Below are 20768 nucleotides of genomic sequence, written 5' to 3'. Positions count from 1 at the left end.
TCGCAGTCCTGCGGCAGCTTCTCCTACGGCTGCGGCTGCACGCTCACAAGGTCGTGCAAGATGTTCGAGCGTCCCGCTTGCGCCGAGCTGTTCGGGGACGAATACGGGGATATTCCCATGGAGCGATCCTTAGCCCGTTAGAGCCGCCATCTTGCTTTTGGACGGCTCCCGAGTGCGTCCGAAGCGCCAGCGGGCGCGAGAGGGGCGTTGCAGCGCGTATCCGGGCGATTACGCGCTCGCCCATGGGGCTGGAAGATGCCCGAAGCGGAAAACGGCTCGGCCGCGCGCATCCAAGCCGTTGGGTTCCGGCGCGCGCCTGTTGACTTTTGTTGAACTTGGGAATCACGTGAAATGTTGCAGCGGGGCGCTGGGATGCCCTGCACCATCGATGCGGATGTGGTATAATTCATGACGAACGGTGCCCCGCACACCCGGGCAGCACTTGTTCAGTTATCGCAAGCCGGGATGCTCGCTAAAGTATATCCCGGCTGCTTTTCTTTCCAAGGCCGTTCGTCACTCCCTTCTGGCCAAACTCACGATTCCGATTACCACCGTAAGAAGCGCGCATACCGCAATGATCGTTTGTGTGTCCATAGGCTTCTCCGATCTCTCGAAGCCGCCGCGGGCGACGAAGCACCGCGCCCATTGTAGCGCAATGTGGAGCCATGAAGAGAGCGTGCTCGCCGCCCGAGCGCCCCGGTCTGACCGCCGGGAAGCGCCGCGAATCGCGTTGTGCCCCAGGACACAATCAGGACACAATGCACTTAAAACTACCTCGTTTTACCTATAGCCACCTATAGCCATGACACAAGCAAATCACTCTAAAAATGCCTTTTGACCTGGGTATTTGCCTCCCTTACAAGGACAAGGTCACAGGTTCAAATCCTGTACCGGCCACCATGCCAGATACGGGCCATCGAGCTTCCTCGCCGATGGCCCGCTCGTTTTCACCTGAAAAAGAAGCGTCTTTGCGAGCCGAGCTTTTACGAACGCCCCTCCTGCTTCGGCTTGGTCTTCGGAGCCCAGTCGCGCAGGCCCGACACCGCGCCGCCGGCAATCTCCCACAGATACAAGCTGGCCACAGTGCCGTAGGGCGAGTAGCGACGGCGATACTTCGCGAACAGCTCGGGCGTGATGCGCCGATGATGATGAAGCATGCGCAGGCCGCGCTGGATGGCCAAGTCGCCAAAGCTCATGATGTCGGGACGTTGCAGGGAGAACGTCATGAGCATCTCGGCCGTCCATGCTCCGATTCCCGGCAAACCCGAGAGCTCGCGGCGCACCTCGTCGTCGGGCAGCGCGGCGATCGCATCCAGGTCGAGCTCCCCTGCAAGCACGCGCTTTGCTGCACCCTTGATATAGCTCACCTTGCGAAACGATAGACCGAACGCCTGCAGCTCATCGTTGGAAAGCGCATCGATGCACTCGGGCGTCACGTCGCCGAGCGAGTCCGTCATGCGCTTCCAGATGGTGGCTTGCGCCTTCGTGGATATCTGCTGCCCCATGATGGCATTGACGAGCGCAGCGAACAGATCCGGGTGCACCTCTCGGCGAATAAACCCCACCGCCTCGATGGCCTCAGCCATCCGAGGATCGCGAGCGGCCAAGTATGACGTCTCCTCGTCTCCATACTCGAAATAGCGCAGCTCTCGCCCCATCTCGCCTCCATCTTCGCATCAATTCCGTCAGTATAGCGGAAGCTCGACGTATCGCGGCGCCGGGAAAAGCGCTATCATCGACAACGTCGTCCCATGAGAGAGGAAGCGCCATGCCGCCGATCGTTCGCGCCGTATATTTCAGCCCTACGCATACCACTGAGACCATCGTATCAGATGTGGCGAACGAGCTGGCCACCGCGCTCTCCGCGGAAACTGCAACCGTGAGCCTCACGCTGCCCAACGAGCGCCCCGCCAGCGTATCATGCGACGCCGGCGACGTGCTCGTGCTCGGGTTCCCGGTGTACGCGGGACGCGTGCCGGAGCTTGTGACCAGCGAAATTGCTCGGATGTCGAGCGGCGGCGCGCAAGCCGTCATCATAGGCATGTACGGCAACCGCCATTACGACGATGCCCTGCAGGAAGCCGCCGACGCGCTCGAAGAACGGGGCTTCCGCATTGTGGCGGCGGGGACGTTTATAGGCGAGCACTCCATGACCGCGCACGTGGCTGCGGGACGTCCCGATGCGTCCGATCAGAAGCCGCGCGCAGCTTCGGACGCAGCATAGCCCTCGTTATAGCGTCAGGCACCGCAGAAGCGCCGGCCATCGCAGGCAACCGCCCCTACAAGAAGCGCCCCGAACCCGCCGATATCCGTCCTTTGACTACGGACGACTGCACGTCGTGCGGGATATGCGCAACCGTGTGCCCGATGGGCATCATCGACCATGAAGATCCCAGGCTTGTACAAGCCGGATGCCTGCGCTGCAACGCGTGCGTCAAGCGCTGCCCCGAGAACGCCAAACACTTCGAGAGCGAGCTGACCGACAAGATCGTCGCTATGCTTGAAACCACATGCCGGGAGCCTCGGAAGCCGGAGCTGTTTCTCTGATCCTGCGGCGCCTCGTCCCGTCAGTCGAGCAGCGCTTCGCCGAGAACTGAATCGAACCGTACCGAGGTACCGTCGGCGTATGCGATGTTCCACACGCGGTAGTCCAAGCTGTCGGGCACATCCTCGTCGGATAGCGCACACGCTTCCTCAGCCGCGTCAAGATCGCGCGCCTCGTCCCTCGGCGAAAGCTCGGCGGTGGATGCAGCATCGTCCTGCCCCAGATCCACCTCAACAACCTGCATCATCGGCTCGTTTCCGGCGTCGGCGGGATCATCGCCCCGTCGGAGGGCTGCTTCAGCCTCGGCGACTGCCGCCTCTATATCGGCCCGTGTCGGCTCGTCGCGCTGTACCGAAGAGGAAGCCCAGGCGTTCTGAGCATCGGGATCGGCAGCCGCCCATCCGCGCGAGTCGTCGCTGAAGCCCGCGGCTTCGTTCACGGCCTCGATAATGTCGGACGCCGAAGTCGACGAACGCTCTTCCCGTCCGATGTCCTTGAGCGCCTCAGCAGGGACTCCTTTTGCTGGAACGACATCGGATTCGCGCGGATCGTCTTCGGCCTCGCGGATGATATCCGCCGCCTCCGACTCCGCACGCTGCACCTCAATGGCGGCGCACGCCGGGATACGAATGGACGAGACAGGATCGGCCCCGAAGGCCCCTTGCACGAGCAGCGTCCGGGCACGCGCCACATAGCCTGCCGCCTCTGCCGGAATCGCCGAGCCTTTCATGCGAATGGCGATGACGGGGCCCATGCCGAACTTCACTTCGGCCCATTGAAACGGCACCGTCTGCTGCCCGTTATTGCGTCTCGCATCGTTCTCGCGCGCCACGAGCGCCGTCGTTTCATCGAACTCCTCGTCCAGCCAGGCGGTGAGCGCATCGCGCCAAACCGAGTCGTCGCCGGCCCGCTCGACGGCTGCATCGTCGCTCAGATCGAACCGCAGCACATTCGAACGTTGCGAGCCCTTGCTGGCGCGCACGACCTCCGTCGGCGCCACGGCGGCGAAGCGGCGCGCCATCTCGACGCTGTCGCCCCCCTCGTAGCTTTCCTCGTCGAGCACAATATGAAGCTGTACGGCAGGATGAATCGAAGCAGGCATAAGGCGGATCCTTTCGACGCGAGCCGCACGCACTGCGCTGCGGCAAGAATTGCTCGGTGCGCCCATTGTCCCCTCGTCCGCCTCTTTCAGGCGGCAGCGTTCAAGAGCGTTGCATGGCCGTTGCGCCGCCATTACGAAAAGGAGAGCCTGCCACGTCAGGGCCGCATGATCGCGACACTAGTCGAAAAGGACTATATCTGCAGGCTAGAAATAGCTACTTGGAGGATGGCAACCTCGCCCCCGGCGTCTAGTATGCGATCGACCGGTGCAGCGGCATCGAAAAACGAGAGGGGCTTGTATGACCGAACTGCGAACACCATCCGCCATCACGCTCGACCGCCGAAGCTTCATCGCGCTCAGCGCGGCTGCCACATCAGCACTCTGCGCCGCGGGCCTTGCAGGATGCGAGAACGACCTTGCCGAAGCGCCTGCGGAAAACGGGACCGCATCCCAAGATGAAACTTGGCTGCCGGTCGTCTGCTGGGCACACTGCGGAGGCAAGTGCGGACTGAAAGCGCTTGTGAAGGACGGAGCCGTCATCCGGCTGAAAACGGATGATACTCACGAAGACAACCAGGACTACCCTCAGCACCGCGCGTGCCTGCGCGGACGTGCTCGTCGAATGGACGTCTTCTCTGCCGACCGCATCAAATACCCCATGAAGCGCAAGCATTGGCAGCCGGGTGGTGGCGAGAATTCCCACGGCGATATGCGCGGCGTTGACGAGTGGGAGCGCATCGGCTGGGACGAGGCGCTCGACTACGTTGCCGACGAGATCGCCCGCATCAAAGAGGCCTATGGGAATCGCAGCATCCTGGGTAGCGGCTTCAATCCGACAGACGCAAGTCTCTTGGAGGCGAAAGAGCTGCCCGACTTCGCCGAATACTTTATCAAGGGACTCGATTTCGGCAACGTGTTGAACGCCTTTGGTGGACAGGTGTACCATTACGGCACCGCTTCAGCCGGCTCGTACCAATGCGTTCCGCAGATGTTCGGCTACGGCACCGGATCGAACAGCGGCGGTAAAGACTTCATGAACGACCGCATGGACGCCCGCACGTGCGAGTACGCCATCATGCTGGGCGTAAACCCCGCTTGGAGCGCTGACGGCACGACGTTCTGGGCGAACTACCTGCCCATGAAGGAATCCGGCTGTACGTTCATCAGCATCGACCCGTTCTACACGGACAGCGCCGAGGTGCTGGGGGCTGAATGGATACCCATCAGACCCGGAACCGACACCGCCTTCTTGCTGGCATGCGCCTACGTCATGATTATGGAAGACGATCCCGAAACTAATCCGCTCATCGATTGGGACGTGGTCGATCGCTGCACCATCGGGTTCGACGCCGGCCGCATGCCCAAAGGCAGCGATCCTCAGCAGAATTTTAAGGATCATGTGCTGGGCACCTACAGCGGCGTTCCCGCATCTCCCGAATGGGCAGCGGACATTTGCGGCATCGCGCCCGAAGATATCGAGCGCATCGCTCGCATTCTCGGCAAGGACAACAAGGTGGCTTTACTGTCCAGCTGGGCACCTGCGCGCGGAAACAACGCCGACAGCCTGCCCCAGATATTCATGGCCCTGGCAGCACTCGGCGGGCACTTCGGCAAATCAGGGCATATGACCGGCTGCTCCATACGCGACACCGGCGTCAACGGCGGCGATTTCCTCATCACCCCAGGCATGCGCAAGCTCCCCTACATTCCCAACCCTGTAGACGATTGCATCTACGACCCCATCATCTGGCCAGCGGTACTGAACAAGCACTACACCTACAACGGCATGGCGCAGTTCTTGCAAGCCGAAGAACGGGACTTGGACATTCACTGCATATACAATTATTCCCTCAACATGATGCACCGCCACGAAGGCCTCATGCAGGCGATCGAAGCCTACCGCAGCGTCGATTTCGTCGTCACGCAGGCTATCAATTTTAACGTGAATGCACAGTACTCAGACATCGTGCTTCCCCTTGCCACGCCATGGGAGTCGCCTATGCAGTTCGCCATGTTCACCGGACGCGAATCGGCTTTTATTGGCAACCAGGTGTGCGAACCTCTATGGGAGACAAAGCGCGCAAGCTGGATCGGACGCGAGCTGCTCACGCGCTGGGGCCTCGATCCGGACACCGTGTACCCGTACTCCGACGAGCAGCAGTCGTTCTTCCAGATGTCGAGCGCGATGGTGGCTACCGAGGACGGCTCCGGCTACGAGCCGCTCATCTCCTTCACCCAGCAGGATATCGACGAGCTCGGCGTGGAGGGGCAGCCGCAGGAGGGCCGCATTGCGTTTTCCGAGATGAGAATGCAAGGCGTATTCGCCGTCCCCCGCAAAGAGGGAGACCCGTACGGGCATATCGCCTACCGCGAGTTCCACGACGACCCGGAAGGGCATCCCATGAACTCCGAGAGCGGTAAGATGGAACTCTACTGCCGGCGCGTCAACGAGGTATCGCGGCGAATGGGCTTTAGCGAAGTTCCTCCCCTGCCCACTTACACGCCTCCAATCGGCGGATACGGGGACACGTTCAGCGACGTCGCCTCAAAGACAAAAGGCGCGTATCCCTTCCAAGTGTACAACCCTCATTATCCGCGCACCTCGCATTCCCACTTCGACGATGTCGCACAGCTCCGCGAGGCATGGAAGCGTCCCCTGTACATCAATGCGCGCGATGCGGCAGCCCTCGGCATCGAAGAGGGCGACACAGTGCAGGCTTCCAACGACTACGGCACCGTGGTCAGGCAGGCGTGCGTCACGAACCGCATCTGCGAAGGCGTGGTGGCGCTGCCGCACGGCGGTTGGGTGGAGATAGATCCTGAAACAGGGTTCGATCTCGGAGGCTCGGGCAACACCCTGTGCGCGCCCATCGCCACCGGATGCGGGACCTCGGGCTATAACACGCAGGTCTGCTCCATCGCCAAGGTCGACGCCAAGCCCGTCGACTGGGAGAGGCCCCTCGTCATGCCCGCATGCCAAGCCGAGGATCAGGAGGACTAGCCATGGGAAAACTCGGTTTTTACTTCGATAGCACGCTCTGCATCGGATGCAGAACCTGCCAGGTGGCCTGCAAGGACAAGAACGGCCTTCCTGCGGGCATCAGCTACCGCGTCGTGCGTTCGTTCGAAACGGGCGACTACCCCCGCCCCGGATTCTATCACTACTCAGGTGCATGCAACCACTGCTTCAGTCCGGCCTGCGTAGCCAGCTGCCCCGTCGGTGCGATGCACATCGACGAGGACGACGGCACCGTGCAATACGACGAGGAGACGTGCATCGGTTGCAAGGCATGCGTCGCTGCATGCCCCTACGGGGAGCCGCAGTACTTCGAGGAAGAGAACGTCGTCAGGAAGTGCGACGCATGCAAAGACGTGCGCGATCAGGGAGGCAACCCGGTATGCGTGGACGCCTGCCTCATGCGCTGTCTTGAGTTCGGCGATGTCGACGAACTGCAGAAGATTCACGGGGACAGCGTGGTCGACGAGTTGCCCATCCTGCCTTCAGCCGATCAGACGGCGCCCTCCCTGCGCATCAACCCCCGGCCCGCCGCGCTCGAGAGCGCATTCGCCGAGAAGTTCGTTTAAGACCCCTCCTTCCTCCCTGCGCGCCGCCCCGCATTCAAGGGCGGCGCGCCCTCACGATCGGAGCCATCATGCATACGACCAGCACGCATTGTACCTGCACGCCTTCCGATCTTGCGGAACGGCTTTCCGCCCAGGCGGTGCTCGCGAGGACCTTCCAAAGTGTGTTCGGCGTCGAACCGACGGCCGCTCAACTCGCGGCGCTGCACAGTCCCGCCGTCGAGGCCGCCTTCCGCATGATGTCGCTGGACGAAGGCGATACCACGGCCGACGCCCACGCGTTTCTCGCACGCACCGCCGACCGCAGAGACGAAGCCGTCGAGCGCCTGAAGATGGAGTACACGCGCCTGTTCATAGGCCCCGCGCGTCTACCGGCCCCGCCATGGGAGTCGGTCTATCGGGGGGAGGACCGCCTGCTTTTGCAGAACTCGACCCTTGAGGTGCGCGCGCTGTATCGCTCGCAGGGCGCGCTGCCGGCGCGCTATCCCGCCGTGGCGGACGATCACGTGGCCTTAGAGCTCGCCTTCCTCTATCTTGTTTCGAGTCGGGCGCAAGAAACCATTGCGAACGGCGCTCGTGCAGATTACCCCGCCCTGTCGTCTCTTGCAATAGGCATGGATCGAATCGTCAACGAGCATCTTCTGACATGGCTCCCCCGTTTTTCGCGCGCGCTCAGCTGCGACGCCCCGCAGGGGTACTATGCTGTATGCGCACGGTTGCTCGTCCGGTTCGCGCGGGCCTGCGGCAGCTTGGCGAAGGAGATCCGGCCTCTATGGGAGGGCAGGGCCCGAGAGATGGCGAAGCCCTGACGAGGGAGGTTTCGCAGCACGTGGAAGGGGCGTTCCGCATGCGGAAGAGCGTATTCGCAGAGGTGGGGAAACGGTGGCCGAATCTGCAGCTTCTCAGTTTCACGTTCTTGCTGGCCTGGGTATATTTGGCTTTCTACGGAAACCCCTGGATAGACTGGAGCCTTGCAAGCGAGCGAGCGCCTCTGCTTATATTCGTGGTGCCCAACAGCGTATCGGTAGCAGCGTTCCTGCTGTGCTTTCTCTTTCAAAAGCACGTCTGCGCGATGCTCTATCGCCGATGGACTATTCCACTAGCCGGATGCATCGCCGCCTTGGGCGATCTTCTGATGGTTCTCTCCACGCAAGGTGCTGGAAGCGAGCAGCTCCTCATCGCAGGATGCCTGGCTGCCGGAGCAGGCACTTCGCTTCTCACCTTGAGGCTCGCCTATCTGCTGAGCGAGCAGGGAGCACGACGCACGCTGCTCTACGTCGCGGTTTCGAGCTCTCTTGCCCTTCTTGTCTGGTTCCTCGGTATCGGCGTGCCGTTCGGCTACTCCGTCGTCCTGTTCGTTGCCGTGCCGCTGCTGCTGAGCGCCCTTCTTCTCACCGGATCGGGATCCTCTCTCAGGAAATACTGCCAAAAGCTGCAAAACGATCCGCCAGAAGCCGTGCCGCATGACTTCTGGCGCTTCTCCATCGTGTTCTGCTTATTCGCCCTCATCACCGGCATCACGAAAACGATGTTCAGCGAGTCGACGGGGTTTGACTATCCTCAGATCACGCTGTTCTGGGCGCTCATAGGCTGCATGGTTCTGACATGCGTCGCCGCATTGGGCCTGTCCTACCGCTTGGTGGAGCGCATGTACTACCTGCTCACGTTCTGCGTGGTCATCGCGGTGCTGGTCTCGCTCGTCATCGGGGCCGATTCGCCGCTCCTGTTCATCCCGGTGAATATGCTGTACATCGTCTTCGACATCATATCATGGTGCCTCATCGCGGCCGCCGCGTATCAGCACCGGGGCATTCGCATGAAGATCATGGCATTCGGGCGCTTCTCGTTCATCGGAGGGACCGTGCTGGGCTACGCCATCGGGTATAGCTTCCTTCCCTCCCTATACGATAACGGCATCTTTCTCATCTGCATCATCGTAGCAGTGATGCTGCTGGTCGCGGGAATCACCCTCGTCTTCTCGAACCGCAGCCTCGCGAACCTCGTCGAATCAGCTGTGAACGATTCGCCCGAAGCGTACGAACATGAAGGGATCGACTTCGAGAAAGCGCGCCAGGAGCACCTGCGCAACCTGTGTGAACGCATGGCCGCCGAATACAGCCTCTCGAACCGCGAGCTGACCGTGCTCATCATGCTCGCACGTGGGCGCAGCAATAGGGACATACGCGACGAGCTACTCATCAGCATCAACACTGTGCGCGCTCACGTCCAGAGCATCTACGGGAAGCTGGGCGTGCACAGCCGAAGCGAACTCGCGGCGTTTTTGGAGAACAGCTGAACGCCGGATAATCGGTGCCGGAACGACGCCGCCGGAACACCTTTGCCAAAACCTGCAATGCAAAGCCGCAGAGCGTGCGGCCCGATAAAACGGGCCTTACGCTATTTCACCGTGAGCACCGGCATATCCGCGTTTCGAAGCACCGCGTAGCTGACGCTACCGAGCATGCCCCGCAATGCTCCCAGGCCCCGCCGGCCCATAACGATAAGATCGCAGGTATGATCTTCGGCGTATTCGGTGATGCCGTCGGCTGGCGAGGCGGATACCACGGCCTCTACCGTAACCGAGCAGGATACCTCATCGAGCGCATCGCCGATGCTATCGAGCAGCTCTTCCTTCGCATTGCTCAAGATGCTGCCCATCACGTTTTCGTACACATCGTAGTTCGCGAACCTGAGCGCCGATCGCGCGAGCGGATTCCCCGAAGCGTCATAGGTCGCGGCCAGCGTTGCCGTCGGCAGCACGGTTATCACGTGCAATTCAGCAGACGCCTCGTCCCCGACAAGGTCGAGCGCAATGCGCAGAGCGCTTTGGGCATGCTCGGAATTGTCGAAGGGAACCAGGATGTTGGCGAACTTCATGACGTCTCCTTCCCGCCGCATCACACATCCAGTATCGCACATTCGCGGCGCTGCGTGCACGGCGATCCTCGTGCACTATCGCAGGCGCGTTCAACCTCGCCGACGCGTGCCGCATGCGAAGCTTTTTGCGATTGGCAGGCACAACCGAGCAGCAAGGCCCTACAATATGGACAAGATCGAGAAAAGGAGCGCGCATGCCGGCCGACGCAAACCGACAAGCACCGCAGCCGGGCCACACCTACGTCATTGACCGATCCTACCGGGTCGTCTATATGGATCGAGCCTCGCGACGGGTATTTCCCGGAGGGCGCATCGGAGCGCTCTGCTACGAATGCTTCCGAGGCGCATCCGAGCCCTGCCACGACTGCCCTTGGCAGGCCGACACGCACGCGAGTGTGAATCAGACCGTCATTTACAGCGAGCGGCTCGATCAATGGTACGAGATCACGTGCGTCGAATTGGAATGGCTTGACGAGGGGCCCTGCGTGCTATTCTCGGGTCGGTCGGTCGACGATAGCAGCCGCAGCCTGTTCGCAACGCTCAGCGAGCCTTCGTCATATGACGAGCTGTTCGAGATCAATGTCACCGGCAACGCGTACAAAGTGCTCTACAGCGAACCCGACAAGTACGTCATGCCGCCGTCCGCCGGCGCGCTCGATGTCATGTTCGCTGACGTGCTCGAGCACATGATCCACCCCGAAGACCGTGCCCGATTCATCGAGTTCTGGAATTTCGAGACCCTGCTCGAACGGATCGAGCAGTCGGGCGGCGCGCTACGTGCAGAGTTCCGCAAGCTGCTCACCGCAGGCGGATGGGGTTGGGCGGCGCAGACCATCGTGTCCGTGAAGCGCGGCGAAGGCGGCGAGACGGTGGTCATGTGCTTCATATCGGATATCGACGACGAAGTCCGCGAACGAGAAGCGCGCGCCCAGGATGCGCAGATGCTGCTTCTCAAAGAACGCGATCCTCTGACAGGACTGTACAACGCAAGCACGTTCTTCAGTAAAGCTCACGAATTCGTGGCGGACAACCCTTCGAAGCGCTACGAGGCGGTTTACCTCGATATCGAGCACTTTAAGCTCTTCAACGAATGGTACGGGCGCGAGGCTGGCGACGAGGCGCTGCAATCTGTCGCGGAAAGCATAGCGCGGCTGACGCGCGAGGGCGGTGTCGCCGGCTATTTGGGCGGCGACGACTTTGCCCTGATCCTCCCACAAGGAACGGCCACGCAAGACCTTATCGACGAGGATCTGCGAAGAAAGCCTCTCGCCTCCGAAGACGCCCTCGGTTTCCAGCCGTTGGCGGGCGTATGCCCGGTTGAGGGCAACGGAGATGCCATCGTCACCGCCTGCGACCATGCCATGATCGCCATGAACTCGGTGAAGAGCGTGTACGGCAAGCGCATTGCCTGGTACGAGCCGTCTATGTCAGAGGAGATGGAAGACGAGACGAAGACCCTGCTTGAAGTCAGGCAGGCTCTCAAGAACCGCGAGTTCGTGTTGCACTGGCAACCGCAATGCAGCACGCGCACGAGCCGCATCGTGGGCCTGGAGGCGCTTGTGCGCTGGAACCATCCCGAGCGCGGCCTTGTCATGCCCGGTGCGTTCATCCCCATCCTCGAACGCACCGGATTCATCGCCAACCTCGACCGGTACGTCTGGGAGGAAGCGTGCCGCCACATCCGGTCGTGGCTCGATCGCGGTGGCACGCCGCTTCCCGTATCGGTCAACATTTCCCGTGCCGACCTTTACGCCATCGATGTCGTCGACACCATCGAAAGCCTCGTGAATCTCTACGGCATCGAACGCGGGCTGCTTGAGCTGGAGATCACCGAGAGCGCCTATGCCGAGGACGAGCGGATGACGCAGGCAGTCAACGAACTGAAGGAGCTGGGGTTCACCATTCTCATGGACGACTTCGGCAGCGGCTATTCGTCGCTCAACATGCTGAAGGACATCACCGTCGACGTCATCAAGATCGATATGAACTTCCTGAACCGCCAGCACAATATCCAGCGTGGCGAAGGCATTCTCGAAACCATCGTGTCTATGGCCCGCCTCATGGACCTCCGCATCATCGCGGAGGGTGCGGAAACGGCCGATCAGGTGGAATTCCTGAAGAGCATCGGATGCGACTACGCGCAGGGCTACTACTTCTACCGACCGATGAGCACCGAATCGCTCGAAGAACTCATACAGGATCAGGATGTCGTCGACTACCGAGGCGTGCTGAGTCCTATGGTCGATACCATCGATGTGGACGCGCTCGTTCACGAAGACGCCATGAGCCGCACCATCGTGGACAATCTCATCGGAGGCATGGCCGTGTACGCGGTGTACGACGACCGGTACGAGCTCATGCAGGTTAACAACGAATACTACCACGTCACAGGATGCAACCCGGTAGATCTGAAAGAGCGGCAGACCTGCATCTGGCAGCAGACGCATCCCGAGGACCGCGATGCCATGCTGTCTCTGTTCGATGCGGCCGAACAGCATCCGATATCGGGAGCCGAAGGCACCATCAGGCGCTACCGCCTGAACGGCGAGCTCATGTGGTTAAAGTTGAGGGTGTTCTTCCTGAGCCGCCAGGAAGATCGGCGACTGTTCTACGCGGCCGTGGAAGACGTCACGGAGCAACGGCAGCGCGAGCTCTCGATCATCGGGTCCGTCAACAGCGACGCACGTTTATTCGAACTGCTCAACGCGCAATCGGCCCATCATTGGTGCTTCAACGTGACGCGCGGAAGCTTTCTGAACGCCTTCGATCGGGAGCTGCTCGGCGCAAAGCTAGATATGCGGTTCGTGGATTGGTTGGACTACGACCTGAGAGCGACCATCGGAGCCGGCGTACGACCAGCCGGCGGATATGAAGCCGTCGCGGAGTTCCTGAATCTCGACGATATGCTCGCCCGCTTCGCTCAAGGGTTTTCCTCGCACGTTATGGAGTACCGACGGCTTTCCGACCCGGCAGAGCGCCCGGATGCGCCCTCATCGGATGCCTGCCCTCCGCAGAACACCGCAGGAGCACGCGAAGGCGCTGCGCCGCAGGAGCGCTGGGCGGAGCTCCGCTACCATCTCATGCGTTTTGACGAAAGCGACGACGTGTACGCCTATCTCTACGTCATCGACATCGACGAGCGTAAACGCCGCGAGTTGCGGCTTGCCGACCAGGCTCAACGCGATTCCCTTACCGGGCTGCTCAACCGCCAGACCGCATCGGCCCGCATACCTGACGCATTCGCCGCCACCATCAACGACGGGAAGACCGGAGCATTCGTCATTGTCGACCTCGACGACTTCAAAAACGTCAACGACGGCTACGGCCATCTCATGGGCGACCGGGTGCTCTCCGGTATCGGGCAGCACCTGAAGGCCGCTTTCCGCAAGCAAGATTTGATCTGCCGCTGGGGCGGCGACGAGTTCATCGTCTACTGCAACGACATCGGCTACGATGACATCGAGCGACGTGTGCGCGGGCTCTGCACGGAAACCTGGGAGACCGAGGCGGGTCCCGGCGCAACCGTCGCGCTGACCGTATCGGCCGGCGTCGCAATGGTACCCGAGCACGGCACGCGGTTTACCACGGTCTACGAGCGGGCCGATGCGGCTCTCTATCAGGCAAAATCGGAGGGTAAAGCACAGTTCCGTTTGTACGAGACCGGTATGCAGCCCCACATAACCGCACATGATCGCGACGAGGGCGAAACGAGCCGCAAGAACGCTTCCGCGTAATGTCCCGCAACGAAGAGCCGCGGCCGGGCATGCCCTCAGAAAAGGACGCGACCGCGCTGCGCCATGCGCATGGCCTCGCAACAGCGCTCAAATGCCAAGGCCGACCGTCATGTGCATCAGGTAGAACGCGAACCGCATGACGAAGATGCCAGCCAGCACGAGGGCGCTGGCCCACGCGGAGCGCACCGTCAAGCGAAGGGCATCACGCCGACTGTCTGGGAAACCGCGCACGTCGCCATCCTCCCGCGACGCAGACGGGTCGCCGTCTCGCAGCGTACGCGCCACGAGCGCTATCCCCGCACCGCCCAGCACGCCGAACGCCGCGATCATACCCCCGTAGCAGGGCACGAGTTCGGCCGCCGTCGTAAACGAGTTCTCCAGATAGGGCAGCTGGAAAGCCTGCATCGCATAGACCATCATGTTCGCCGCAAGCGAGGCAACCGAGCAGAGCACCAGCATGCGACCGCACCGTCCCTCCGCCGACGCGCATCCCGCCGCCCGCAGACCGAGCATCGCCAGCACCGGACCCCCTGTCAGCGCATTAAGCCAGAGGCCCAACGGAACATAGACGGTGTACCACGACACAATGGTCTCGGCGTTGTACGCGAACGCAACAGAGGTCACGAACACGATTCCGGCCACAATCGAAAGCGCCATCCAAACCCGCTGCACCGCACGGTGCGGCCGTTCGGCAAATGAATACAGCCAGTACACGCCGGCCAGCAGCAGAAACACGACAGCGCAGAACACCTCATTCGAAAGCGGGCTCCGCCCCACGCCCATGAACACGAAAAGCGCGTTTGCCGGATTCCCGAGATGCGTCGCCGAAGCAACCAGCCCCACCATGGAAACGACGAGAGGGATGGCGAGGAACAGATCAATGCGACGGTGGGCTTCGTCTGACAGGCCGCCTCGCACGATGAATAGCCCCATGATGGCGAACGCGACAACGCCCGAAGGGGCCAGCGTCGTGAACAACACGAGCGTGATCTCACCGAGCGCCGTGTCGATACCCGAGACCATGCCAGCCTACCGGAAAAACCTCGAGTAGACGACATCGATGCCCAACTCGTCGCGAATGCCCTCGAGGCTTGCCTTGGTCAAGCGCGCGAGTCCTTCGTAGAACGGGTGCTCTGATGCGGCGGCTAACGCGTCGAGAAAGTGCGATGACCAGGTAAGCAGATGCTCGCGCAGATATTCGTCGAGCACCTCGGGCCGATTGCGCGCAATCCATGCCATCAGAGCGAGCATGAGGCCGATATGATCCTCCGGCGTGCGATCGTCGGTCGTGCGCTCGATGCCCTGATCGCGCATCCACTGGCGCAAAGCGAGAGTACTCGCGCCGAACACCACGCACTCCCGATCGGTGTAGACCGAACCCCATGGAGGAGCCGGCTTCGCCGCCGGCCCGACGAATAGGCGGCGATACTCCCAGACAAGGGCGTCATCATCGACGCCTGCGGAAAGACCTTCGACCATGAGGCAGAGCGTATCGCGCGCCACCACCTCGTCGACGAACGGCCATTCGGCTGCCGCGATGGGCGCATCGAGAGCAGACAGCACCTGGAAGGAAGGACCCGCATCACCCGTGCGCGGATCCTGGAGGAAGAACGGGGCGAGCGTCTCCCCGACGAAGGCCACGGCTTCCATCATGGTATCGTTGTCGTTCATCGAACCCCCCTTGTGGTCGTGCACGGTGCACGCAATCGGTAAGAAGACAGGATGCGCCCCCATTGTAGCGCACCCTGCCTTCCGCTTCGAAAACAGCCTCGAACGCCTAGGCCAGCCCCACCGACAGCTGCAAGCCATAGAACACGAGACGCGCAACGAACACACCCACGACGACCAGCGTCGAGGCCGAGACCGCTGCAACGACGGCACTGCGCCCGCGAAGCGCAACGACCGTCGCAGCGCATCCGAGGACGAGGCAGACGACGGCGCCTGCAAGCCACGGCATGGCCGCAGCCACGAGATCGGCGCCCGCCACGTGCGGGTTGGCCAGACTGCCCACGAGCGCAGCCTGGCCGCACAATCCGACGAGAGCAAGCACGGCGCCTGCAACCACCACGATCAGGGCCGCCTGCCTATACGCTCCCTGAAGCGCAGTCGGCAACGCTCCGGAAAGCGCCAGGACGAGCGTGCCGAGCGCGATGCCACCTGCAAGGGCGAAACCGACTATCTGGACGGGAGAAAGCGGACTGTTCCACGACGCGATGGTCTCCATCACATAGGCAAGCCCCGTGAAGCAGGCGAACACGAGTGCCGACGCCGCCACGACGACCACGAGCACCTTCCGCGCTCCGCCTGAGAGCCTGCCGGTCAGCGCGCAGACGACGTAGACGACAGCGAGCACCGTGAAAATCGCTCCGACGAGGATCTCGTTCGACAACGGCGAACCCCCTACACCCGCAAACACACCGGGAGCATGGAGCGGCGATGCAAGATGGAAGAACGACGCCGCGAAGCCCATGATCACCACTACGAGCGGGATGAGCGTCATTCGATCGATGCGCTTGAGCTGCTCGTCGCTGAACGGCGTCGTGAGCAAGGCGATCGCAAGCGCGACGAACGCGCCGGCGCCGATCGGGGCCAGGGTCGTGAACAGCGCCAAAGGCAGTTCTGCGAAAGCGGCCTCCATGCTACATCACCTCCAGGGGATTAACGACCTTGCCGTCGGCGCTGCCTGCGGGCAGGGCGTCAACGGAAGGCTTGACGTACAGGTTCGGATTCGTGTACGACGGCTCGGGAAGCGGCGCGATGGCAGCCCGCTCGCCCTTCGCAGCCATGTCCTCCGCGATGCCGAAATCGAGCGCGCGGGCCGGGCAGGCCTCGACGCATACCGGCTTGCGGCCAGCAGCCACACGCTCGGCGCAGCCGTCGCACTTCACGGAGTGCCCCTTCTCGCGGTCGACCTTCGGCGCATTGTAGGGGCAGGCCATATGGCAGTACCCGCAGCCGACGCACTTCTCTGCGTCCACGGACACGAGTCCCGTTTCGGCGTCCTTGTGCATGGCCCCGGTCGGGCACACGTGCGTGCACGCTGGATCGTCGCAGTGGTTGCACGCCAGAGAAAGCGGATAGCTCGTGCACGAGGTGGCGAAGCAGCCGTTGCTGTCCTTGGTTGTCTCCCCGTACGTCACCTCGTACACCTTGCGATACGCGAAACCCACCTGCAAGTCGCGAAAGTCCTTGCAAGCGAACTCGCACGTCTTGCAACCGGTGCAGCGCGTGCCGTCGAAATGGAATGCGTACTGGCTCATCGTCGATCATCTCCTTTCTTGGCGCGCTTAGGCTTTCGATACGTTGCAGATGTTGCTATGCTGGGGATTGCCCTTCGCCAGAGGCGAGGGGCGCTGGGTCGTGAGCGTGTTGATGCAGCCTCCGCGGTCGATGCGATCGCCCTGCATGTCGGCGTCGTGCCAGGCTCCCTGCGCCATCGCCACGGTCCCGGGAACGATGCGCGGCGTCACCTTTGCAAGCAGCTGCGTTTCGCCAAACTCGTTTTTCACGGACACCCGATCACCCTGCTTGATGCCACGCGACTCGGCGTCAACCGGATTGATCCAAAGCTCCTGGGGGTTGGCCTCCTTGAGCAGTTCGATGCTCCCCCACGAGGAATGCACGCGTCCGCGATAGTGGAAACCGGAGAGGGCGAGCGGGAATTCGTCGGTCGTGGTCTCGACGCCGTGCCATTCGGGAACGTAGGCGGGGACGGGGTACACCGTCTCATCTTCGGCGAACTCCCACTCCTCCATGGCCTTCGCTATCTTCTGCGAGAAGATCTCGATCTTCCCCGAAGGCGTGGCGAGCGCGTTCTCCACCGGATCGGCGACGAACTTGTCGAGCGCGATATTGCCGGGACGCTCCCGCTTGTACACCCCCATCTCGACGAGCTCGGCATAGCTGGGAAGCTCGGGGTCCTCCTCGCGGTCGGCCTCGTAGAGTTCCTCGATCCACTCTGCCTGCGTCTTGCCTTCGGTGAACTCGTCGCGCACGCCCAGCTTCTCGGCCAGCATCTCGCACATCTCATAGGCCGTCTTGCGCTCGAACTTCGGCGACGTACACGGCTGGGCCGTCACGATGTAGGCCGTATTGCTGCCGGTGCTGGCCAGCGACACCTGCTCCGAGCGGAAGAGGTCGGGCAGCAGGATGTCGGCGTACTTCGCGGAGTCGCACATGACCGTGTCGACGGCCAGGATGAACTCACATTTCGACTCGTCGGCCAGGATGTCGTGGGCCTTGTTGATGTCGGAGTGCTGATTCGTCAGGCAGTTGCCTGCGTAGTTGATGAGGAATTTGATGTTGTTGGACAGACGATCCGCACCGCGCACGCCGTCCTTCGTCTTGGTCATCTCCGTGCCGTGGTCGATGGCGTCTGTGAACAGGAAGCACGAGATGGACGCCTCAACGGGATTCTCGCCCGAGGGGAAGTCGGTCAGAGGAATGATGAAGCGACTCTCACGATTGCCGTTGTTCGTACCCGGCTTGCCCGCTTGGCCCACGAGCAGGGGAAGCAGGCAGATGGACCAGAAATTCCACTCTCCGTTGCTGCGCCGCTGAGGACCCCAGCCCTGTGTGACGAACAACGGAGATGCCTCGGCTATCTCGGCAGCAAGCGCGCGAATGGCGTCCGCGTCGATGCCGGTGATGGGAGCGGCCCATTCGGGCGACTTCTCCACCTTGTCGTAGCCTTCGCCCAACACGTAGTCTTTGTAGCTGAGATGCTTGCCGCGCGCGGCTTCGGGCATGGACTCCTCGTCGAAGCCAGAGCAGTATGTATGCAAGAAGTCCACATCGATGCGATCTGCGGCGATAAGCTCGTACGCGATCGCCGCAACAAGCGCTGCGTCCGTTCCCGGGTTGATGGGCAGCCACTGATCCGAATGACCTGAAAGCGAATCGTTGAAGCGGGGATCGATGACGATGATCTTCCCTTTTGTCTTCTCGCGAAGGGCCACGTAATCGTAGTGGGTGTGCAGACCTCCCTGCCGCGTTTCGATCGGGCTGCTGCCAAATACGAGAACGAGTTCGGCGTCCTCAGCCGTTTTGAGCGCGCTGCCTCCGCCGGATGCGCCGAACACCGTCGCCTGCATGTACGCCAGCTGCGCCGCGCTGTAGCTGCCATAGTAATCGAGGTAGCCGCCGCACAGGTTGAGCAGGCGCTGGAACGGCTGGCCCGTGGTTACGCCCTCGACTCCGGTCGCATAGTCGATGTACACCGCATCGTTGCCGTACGACTCGATCACGCGAGTCAACTCGCCGGCGATGGTGTCGATCGCCTCTTCCCAGCTGATGCGCTCGAACTTGCCCTCGCCGCGAGCGCCGACGCGCTTGAGCGGGTAGCTCAGACGATCTGGGCTGTTCATCCAACGCCGATAGGAGCGTCCGCGCAAACAGGCGCGCGCTTGGCGGTCTTCGAACGCAGCGTCGGACGATGTGTCGGCCTCCACCCAAACGATCTCGTCATCCTTCACGTGAAACTTGAGCGGACAACGGCTCGGGCAGTTGATGGCGCAGTGACCCCACACCACCTCGTCCGGCGCGTCGGCGTCGGCATGCGCGGCTCCGACGCCGAACAGAGAACCCGTCGCCGTCGCAGCACCACCCGCCGCCGCCAGCGCTCCGAGCGCACCCGTCGTTTTCACGAAGGAGCGTCGGCTTATGCGCGGCATCGATTCTTGCATAGGTGTTCCCCCTTTTCCATGCGATCCGCGCGTCACGTTAGATTATCGGACGCGCTGCGGAACCGCTCGGCATCCTCACGGTGCCGATACCGGTCTGAAACCGGGGAAACCATACTCGCACTCGTGCAAGAGCTTGTCACATAAAACGTGGGAATTTCTTGAAAGACCTGATCAGAAATATGTTTCAACATGTCATGGTATCAGATCGGACCGCATTCGCGCTCCCCCACGCGAAAGGACCCGCATCGCTGCGGGCCCCGGAATCAATCGGTTGCTCCTCTACACTTGCAACGCGTAGAACAGCATGCGGGCCACGAAAATGGCCGCGAGCACCGCCACGTTGCTCACAAGCAGCAGCGGCACGGCAGCGCGCACGCCCACCGGCTCGGACTCTTCCACCATTCCGTATGGCATGGCTGCAGCCGCCCCCGCCGTCCTGCCAACCGGCGCAGCCGAGCGTCCGTTCGGGCGCAATGTCGCGCGCAGGCTTGCGAGCATAACGATGAAGCCGATCACGGAAAGAGCCACGTACACCCACGCGCCCGGCACCGCGTCCACGCCGGGAAGCGCAGAGGAGAAGATGGATTGAGCGAACAGCAGTTGGGCCGCAATGGCGAATACGGCCACCACCGCGCCCACAAGCGCGATCGCAAAGGCTGCAGTGGAGAACGCGGTTGTGCGAGCAGCGGGCAAGCCGCCGGCGAGCGCAACGACGAGCACCCCAAGCGGCACGCCTCCCGCCACGCAGAAGCCCATCATGCCGATAGGCACGAGCACTGAGTTCCAGGTAGGCACCGAGGAACCCACGTAGATGGCGCCGATGGCAAGCGAATAGACGAGCGCAGAGGCGCCGAGCACAGCAGCGAACACCATGCGCGGCCGATACGACAGCATGCCCGCTCCCGCGATCACCCAGTACACTACGCTCAAAAAGCCCAGAAGCGATCCGATGATGGACAGCACGATCATGGAGCCCGCATCGATGCCCTGGAACACGGTGACGGCACTGCGCGGATCCGCCAGGAAAGCCACGCCGGCGATGAAGCCCACGACCGTGATGCCGATCGGCAGCAGCGTCCAGAGATCAATGCGCTTGAGGCATGCATCAGAGAAATGCGTTGTGAAAAACATGATGGCGAGGCCGATGAACGCCCCCGACGCCATAGGCACGAGCGTCGTGAAGAGCACCATGGGTAGTTGTAGTGTGGCTAGTTCCATGAGCATGCACCTCCTGGGATCTGCGA

General features: G+C 61.9%; 16 protein-coding genes. 7 read left to right on the top strand and 9 right to left on the bottom strand.

The window, feature by feature from the left end; all coding sequences use genetic code 11:
• Positions 1 to 983 precede the first annotated feature (983 nt).
• Positions 984 to 1658 carry a DNA-3-methyladenine glycosylase family protein gene (locus C2L71_RS10770; protein WP_103265761.1) on the bottom strand — a complete coding sequence of 225 codons (675 nt, stop codon included), beginning with the start codon at positions 1656 to 1658 and terminating at the stop codon, positions 984 to 986.
• Between the two features lie 110 nt (positions 1659 to 1768).
• Between C2L71_RS10770 and C2L71_RS12375 the strand changes: the two genes are divergently transcribed.
• Positions 1769 to 2224 (top strand): flavodoxin family protein, encoded by a 456-nt coding sequence (locus tag C2L71_RS12375; RefSeq protein ID WP_239926643.1) that lies wholly within the window; start codon positions 1769 to 1771, stop codon positions 2222 to 2224.
• 92 nt (positions 2225 to 2316) lie between these two features.
• Entirely contained in the window at positions 2317 to 2547 is a 231-nt protein-coding gene (locus C2L71_RS12370) for a 4Fe-4S binding protein (RefSeq protein ID WP_420841326.1), read from the top strand.
• Between the two features lie 20 nt (positions 2548 to 2567).
• On the opposite strand, the gene C2L71_RS10760 is transcribed toward C2L71_RS12370, so the two are convergent.
• Positions 2568 to 3647 carry a hypothetical protein gene (locus tag C2L71_RS10760; protein WP_103265760.1) on the bottom strand — a complete coding sequence of 360 codons (1080 nt, stop codon included), beginning with the start codon at positions 3645 to 3647 and terminating at the stop codon, positions 2568 to 2570.
• Positions 3648 to 3945: 298 nt separating this feature from the next.
• On the opposite strand from C2L71_RS10760, the gene C2L71_RS10755 reads away from it, so the two are divergent.
• The 4 genes from C2L71_RS10755 to C2L71_RS12455 all read left to right on the top strand — a co-directional run bounded on the left by C2L71_RS10755 (position 3946) and on the right by C2L71_RS12455 (position 9525).
• Positions 3946 to 6648, top strand: coding sequence for a molybdopterin-dependent oxidoreductase (locus C2L71_RS10755; protein WP_103265759.1), 2703 nt, complete (start codon positions 3946 to 3948; stop codon positions 6646 to 6648).
• Between the two features lie 2 nt (positions 6649 to 6650).
• Positions 6651 to 7232 carry a 4Fe-4S dicluster domain-containing protein gene (locus C2L71_RS10750; protein ID WP_103265758.1) on the top strand — a complete coding sequence of 194 codons (582 nt, stop codon included), beginning with the start codon at positions 6651 to 6653 and terminating at the stop codon, positions 7230 to 7232.
• 68 nt (positions 7233 to 7300) lie between these two features.
• A complete protein-coding gene (locus C2L71_RS10745) occupies positions 7301 to 8038 on the top strand; it encodes a TorD/DmsD family molecular chaperone (protein ID WP_103265757.1) in 738 nt (245 codons plus the stop codon).
• A gap of 38 nt (positions 8039 to 8076) precedes the next feature.
• Positions 8077 to 9525: a helix-turn-helix transcriptional regulator gene (locus tag C2L71_RS12455; RefSeq protein ID WP_275664991.1), complete on the top strand. Its 1449-nt coding sequence runs from the start codon at positions 8077 to 8079 to the stop codon at positions 9523 to 9525.
• A gap of 101 nt (positions 9526 to 9626) precedes the next feature.
• Here C2L71_RS12455 and C2L71_RS10735 read toward each other — a convergent pair whose 3' ends face one another.
• Positions 9627 to 10106, bottom strand: coding sequence for a universal stress protein (locus C2L71_RS10735; RefSeq protein WP_103265755.1), 480 nt, complete (start codon positions 10104 to 10106; stop codon positions 9627 to 9629).
• A 194-nt stretch (positions 10107 to 10300) separates the two neighbouring features.
• Here C2L71_RS10735 and C2L71_RS10730 point away from each other — a divergent pair, with 194 nt between their 5' ends.
• Complete coding sequence (locus C2L71_RS10730) at positions 10301 to 13840, top strand: EAL domain-containing protein (RefSeq protein WP_103265754.1); 3540 nt, start codon at positions 10301 to 10303, stop codon at positions 13838 to 13840.
• A gap of 87 nt (positions 13841 to 13927) precedes the next feature.
• Here C2L71_RS10730 and C2L71_RS10725 read toward each other — a convergent pair whose 3' ends face one another.
• From C2L71_RS10725 to C2L71_RS10700, 6 genes are all read right to left on the bottom strand, one after another.
• Positions 13928 to 14863 carry a dimethyl sulfoxide reductase anchor subunit family protein gene (locus C2L71_RS10725; RefSeq protein WP_103265753.1) on the bottom strand — a complete coding sequence of 312 codons (936 nt, stop codon included), beginning with the start codon at positions 14861 to 14863 and terminating at the stop codon, positions 13928 to 13930.
• A 6-nt stretch (positions 14864 to 14869) separates the two neighbouring features.
• Complete coding sequence (dmsD, locus tag C2L71_RS10720) at positions 14870 to 15511, bottom strand: Tat proofreading chaperone DmsD (protein WP_103265752.1); 642 nt, start codon at positions 15509 to 15511, stop codon at positions 14870 to 14872.
• A gap of 106 nt (positions 15512 to 15617) precedes the next feature.
• A complete protein-coding gene (locus tag C2L71_RS10715) occupies positions 15618 to 16478 on the bottom strand; it encodes a dimethyl sulfoxide reductase anchor subunit family protein (protein ID WP_103265751.1) in 861 nt (286 codons plus the stop codon).
• A 1-nt stretch (position 16479) separates the two neighbouring features.
• Positions 16480 to 17100: a 4Fe-4S dicluster domain-containing protein gene (locus C2L71_RS10710; protein ID WP_103265750.1), complete on the bottom strand. Its 621-nt coding sequence runs from the start codon at positions 17098 to 17100 to the stop codon at positions 16480 to 16482.
• Between the two features lie 27 nt (positions 17101 to 17127).
• A complete protein-coding gene (locus C2L71_RS10705) occupies positions 17128 to 19524 on the bottom strand; it encodes a DMSO/selenate family reductase complex A subunit (RefSeq protein ID WP_103265749.1) in 2397 nt (798 codons plus the stop codon).
• Between the two features lie 279 nt (positions 19525 to 19803).
• Positions 19804 to 20742, bottom strand: coding sequence for a DmsC/YnfH family molybdoenzyme membrane anchor subunit (locus C2L71_RS10700; RefSeq protein ID WP_103265762.1), 939 nt, complete (start codon positions 20740 to 20742; stop codon positions 19804 to 19806).
• Positions 20743 to 20768: the final 26 nt, after the last annotated feature.

This window comes from Enteroscipio rubneri, assembly GCF_002899715.1.
Lineage (GTDB): Bacteria > Actinomycetota > Coriobacteriia > Coriobacteriales > Eggerthellaceae > Enteroscipio > Enteroscipio rubneri.
Note: the sequence above shows the minus strand (reverse complement) of the source record. Positions and strands in the feature narration are given on the sequence as shown.